We start from the raw sequence: 4578 nt of genomic DNA, 5'->3' as shown, positions 1-4578 counted from the left end.
CACATTGGGAAGAATCAAGTCCAATCTAACTCTCAATTAAAAATGCTAATTTCTATTTTCAATTTTCTCTATTCTTCCCGCTCTCAAATACAATATTCTATCGCTTGTTTCTCTTAGTAAAAGGTCGTGGGAAGCAAAAATAACTGTTCCAGAATATTTTTTATTAAATTTTTAACTATTACAGAGTTTTCTATGTCTAAGTTCGACGTTGGTTCATCAAGTAAAAGTAACTTTGCTTCTGAATAGAAAGCTAATGCTCGCTTAAATATTCTCCTCTAACCTGAGCTAAGTTGGTAGGGCTTTTTACCCATTGGAAGGTTAAAATTTTTGAGTTACTCCAGTAAAGTATCATTATTAAAGTTTCTTAGGGATCTGATAAAGTTCAAGTTTTCTTCTAATGTGATGTTTTCTAGAAATATAAGGTTCTCTTCCAGCATATAGATATTATTTCTCCTTTTACTCGAAATCTATTGGCATAAGTTGGAATAAAGTTTTGTGGTGATGGATGAAATTGTTGTCCACACACTTCAACTATGTCGTTTCTTAACTTAATTTGCTATTAATCTAATAAATAGAATTGGATAAAGTTTTAATTAACATTAAAATGTATTTGTTAGTGTATGGATAAATTTTTATCTACAAAAAATTGCCAATCATGATGCATTAGAATAGTTTAGCTCTTTGCTTTCTTTCATCTTCGGCTCTAATTCTAACTATTCCTAAGAACACTGCACAGTTAATACAATAACACTTAGTCACCGGATACCTAGCTATTATAGCTCCTTTCTTTTCTAACTCTGAAGCTAAACTTGGGTCTACTGGACTATACATTTTGGTTACACATACAGCCTTATCTTCAGGTACTCTTGCACCACATTGGTCACAAGATACGTAGCCTACGTGTCCTTTATCTCCTTTTCTTCTTCCCCTATTCTCTCTTTTTTTAGGCAAATTAGCACCCTATTTACTCTAAGCAAGTTATCTCTAATAAGTTTTTGCAACCCTCAGAACAGTTTTTGAGTTCATTTTACATATCACGCACTTATCATTAATCTTTTTATCCTCTATTGGATAGCCTAAGACTCTAGCATTGGTTAGTTCCTCTATCTTTAGCCCGCATTCAGATTTACCGCACCAAGGTACTTCCACAACACCTAATTCGTTCTCGAGAATCTTTCTAGCAGTATCTATATCATTACTATATTTTATTCGTGAATTTAAGAGATCCCATGCCTTCTGCTTTATACTTTGTTGAAGTATAATTAAAAGCTCATTGACTTTTGCGCTTATCTCCTCTCTCTTAACCTTATAGAGCTCTAAAGTGTCTCTTCTCTTGATCGATACGGTTTTAGAGTCTAATTCTCTCGGTCCTATCTCAATTCTCAAAGGAACTCCTTTAAGTTCCCAAATGTAGAACTTTTCCCCGGGTGTTTTCTCCATATCTTCGTCTACAACGCACGTTATGTTGTTCTGATTTAAAACATTACAAATTTCACTAGAATAGTCTAATATACGCTTAGTATCTTCGTCGGTTTTACCTGGGATAGGAATTACAACAACTTTTATCGGCGCAATTGTCGGAGGCAATATGGGTCCATGGTCATCTCCGTGTATCGAAATTACGCTAGCTATAGCCCTATCTGATATACCATAGCTAGTTTGGTGTGGATAGTCAAGACTTCCGTCTCTTTTCTGAATCTTAAAGTCCAATGCTTTACTGAAATTTTGACCTAGGTGATGGACAGTACCTATTTGCATTACTCTCCCGTCTGGCATTATAGTATCAAACGCGTAAGTATGTAGGGCACCAGCAAATCTATCCCATTCCGGTCTTTCAGATATCAAATAAGGTATTCCAAGTTCGTCAAAGAATTGTTTATAAATACTAATCGCTTCTTCAACTTGTCTTTGAGCGTCCTCGTACGTCTCGTGAACAGTATGGGCTTCCTTAAAGGTCGAAATTTCTCTTAACCTTATTAGGGGTCTAGTCGCCTTAGTTTCATATCTGAATACACTAACTATCTGATAGTATTTTTTAGGTAATTGCTTGTAACTTTTAATCCATAAGTTTTCCATTAAAGTGATTGCAACTTCACTGGTAGGTCTTAGGGCTAATTTAACGTCTAAATCCTCAGAACCACCTTTAGTTACCCATAATACCTCGTTTTCAAATCCTCTTATGTGAGTACTTTCTCTTCTCAGTAGGTCTTCAGGAATTAATAGTGGAAATAAAACTTCCTCATGACCGGTCGAGTCAAGTAGTCTTCTGATTAAGGTTACAGCATTTTGTCTTACTCTGAATCCATAAGGCATCCATACTCCCATACCTTTAACTGGATATCTTCCGTAATCATAAAATTCTCCTTCTCTTAAAACCCAGTCAAACCATTCACTGAAGTTTTTTGACCATTTTTCTCTGGGTAGTTGCACAAGAAGGGAAAAACAGACCAAGTAAAAAACTTTAACTTTTAGAATTTACCGAATAACATTAGTACTGCGAACAGAATTCCATATACCGCTATTCCTTCTCCTATAGCTACGAATATTAGTACTGTACCGAACATCTCTCTTCTTTCAGTTAACACACCAACTCCAGCAGCTGCAGCCATACCTACTGCTACACCAGCACCTATTGCCGCTAAACCTACTGCTAAACCAGCACCTATGTTTATACCTTCAAAACCTTGAGCTGTGTCTGATGGAGCTTGTGCAGCAGCTAATATACCACTTACTAATATTGGTAAAAGAAGACTTAGGGCGAGTATTGACTTCCTAACCATCTTTTAATTCCCCCCTCTTCTATTATGACAGTTCCTTTAAAACCTTTCTTTTGATTTCCTCTAACTCATTAAGCCTATTCTTTAACAACTTTTCATATTCAGAGTTCAAACTCTTCAAAAGTTCACTTCTCTTCTCTTCTAGTGAGCTCTTTAAGTTATTTAAATATCTATCCAGCTCCACTTTCCCTCCTCCTCTGTAGAACTTTCCTTATTGCCTTAAGTCTTGAAACTTCTTCTCTTTGTCTATCTTCTAAAATTTGTTTAATGAATTTTACTGACCTAGTATAGAATGGTAAAATATAGTTATCAATAGAGTTTATTAGCCTTTGAGTTTTCCTTAATTCAAGAACTAAAGATCTTATAGTTGACTCTAACTCAACCAGCTCTATTATTTTATTCATTGCTTCAGTCATTTGTTCATACGATTTAGATAAGTATGGGGAAGTCTCAACATCACTAAAGGGTTTTGGTGGAATACTATCCTTATTTAACCTAATTATTGGTATTCTGACACCGAAGATCACTCTTGTTGAACCTATAACCTCTAAACTAGGTTTTTGTGACAATGCTATCTCCTCAACGTTGGATATACCCTCAGCAGTAACTGCTCTAAGATAACTATCATAAACCTCTGCCATAACTTGATTTACTTCGTTATAAATCTTCTCGTATTGAGAAGCATAAGTTCTTAAATATAATAAAAGAACTTCTCTTTTATTTTCCAGTAGCCTCTTTATAACCTTAATTAATGACAACTGTCTCCTAAACTGGATTAGGTTAATTTTAGTTGGCAATACTTTTTGACTCATTTCTTACCCCTATAGTTAGGATGATACTTCTGTATATACTGAGTCTTTATATTCGTTAACTCACTTTCCGGCAGTACTGATAGAATCTCCCAACCAATATCTAATGTCGTCTCAATCGATCTATTCTCATTAAATCCTTGATTTACGAACTTCCTCTCAAAGAGCTCTCCAAATAAGAGATACTTTTTATCCACTTCTGAAAGAGAGTCCTCTCCTATTATGGCAGCCAATCCTCTCACATCGACAGCTCTAGCATAAGATGCAAATAATTGATTTGACACATCTTTATGGTCATCCCTAGTTTTTCCCTCACCTATACCGTCCTTTGCTAATCTGGATAAACTCATTAAAACGTTAATTGGCGGATATATGCCTTTATTATATAATGATCTATCAAGTACTATCTGTCCCTCAGTTATATAACCAGTTAAGTCAGGTATAGGGTGAGTCATATCGTCGTTGGGCATAGTTAAAATTGGCATTTGTGTTATAGATCCTTTTTTGCCAATCACCTTTCCAGCTCTCTCATAGATGGTAGCAAGGTCAGTATACATATATCCCGGGTAACCACCTCTCCCCGGTACCTCTTCCTTTGAAGCACTTATTTCTCTTAGTGCTTCACAATAGTTAGTCATGTCAATAAGTATTGCTAATACGTGAAGGTCTTGTTCAAATGCCAGATACTCAGCTAGAGTTAAAGCAGTCTTTGGTGTTAGTGTCTTCATCACTGGTGGCTCATTGGCTAAACTAACTACCATTCCAACTCTATTGATAGCTCCAGTTTCTTCAAAGAACTTACGGAAGAATAAAGCGTCATCATATCTAGCTCCTATAGCAGCAAAAACTACTGCGAAATTACTCTCTTCTCCTCTCACTGTAGCTTGCTTCGCTATTTGAGCAGCTAGTAAGTTTGCTGGCAGACCGCTTCCGCTGAATATTGGTAATTTTTGTCCTCTCAATAAAGCGTTTAATCCATCTATTGCTGATAT

The 4578-nt window shown here is 35.9% G+C and carries 6 protein-coding genes; all 6 read right to left on the bottom strand.

Annotation, left to right across the window (positions count from 1 at the left end):
- Positions 1-663 precede the first annotated feature (663 nt).
- Positions 664-951 carry a 30S ribosomal protein S26e gene (locus DMP16_RS08075; RefSeq protein WP_069282232.1) on the bottom strand — a complete coding sequence of 96 codons (288 nt, stop codon included), beginning with the start codon at positions 949-951 and terminating at the stop codon, positions 664-666.
- Positions 952-984: 33 nt separating this feature from the next.
- Complete coding sequence (proS, locus tag DMP16_RS08070) at positions 985-2430, bottom strand: proline--tRNA ligase (RefSeq protein ID WP_069282233.1); 1446 nt, start codon at positions 2428-2430, stop codon at positions 985-987.
- Positions 2431-2468: 38 nt separating this feature from the next.
- A complete protein-coding gene (locus DMP16_RS08065) occupies positions 2469-2780 on the bottom strand; it encodes a V-type ATP synthase subunit K (RefSeq protein ID WP_069282234.1) in 312 nt (103 codons plus the stop codon).
- 22 nt (positions 2781-2802) lie between these two features.
- A complete protein-coding gene (locus DMP16_RS08060) occupies positions 2803-2961 on the bottom strand; it encodes an ATPase (protein WP_069282235.1) in 159 nt (52 codons plus the stop codon).
- On the bottom strand, positions 2948-3589 hold the full coding sequence (locus tag DMP16_RS08055) for a V-type ATP synthase subunit D (protein WP_069282236.1): 642 nt from the start codon (positions 3587-3589) through the stop codon (positions 2948-2950). The genes DMP16_RS08060 and DMP16_RS08055 overlap by 14 nt, the downstream gene beginning before the upstream one ends.
- Positions 3586-4578 (bottom strand): V-type ATP synthase subunit B (locus DMP16_RS08050; RefSeq protein WP_143577071.1); only part of this gene is annotated, 993 nt, incomplete at its 5' end. The genes DMP16_RS08055 and DMP16_RS08050, both read right to left, overlap by 4 nt.

Source organism: Sulfolobus sp. B1 (assembly GCF_007050195.1).
In the GTDB taxonomy this organism is placed as follows: domain Archaea; phylum Thermoproteota; class Thermoprotei_A; order Sulfolobales; family Sulfolobaceae; genus Saccharolobus.
The sequence above is the reverse complement of the archived record's forward strand: the minus strand, read 5'-3'. Positions and strand labels throughout refer to the sequence as shown.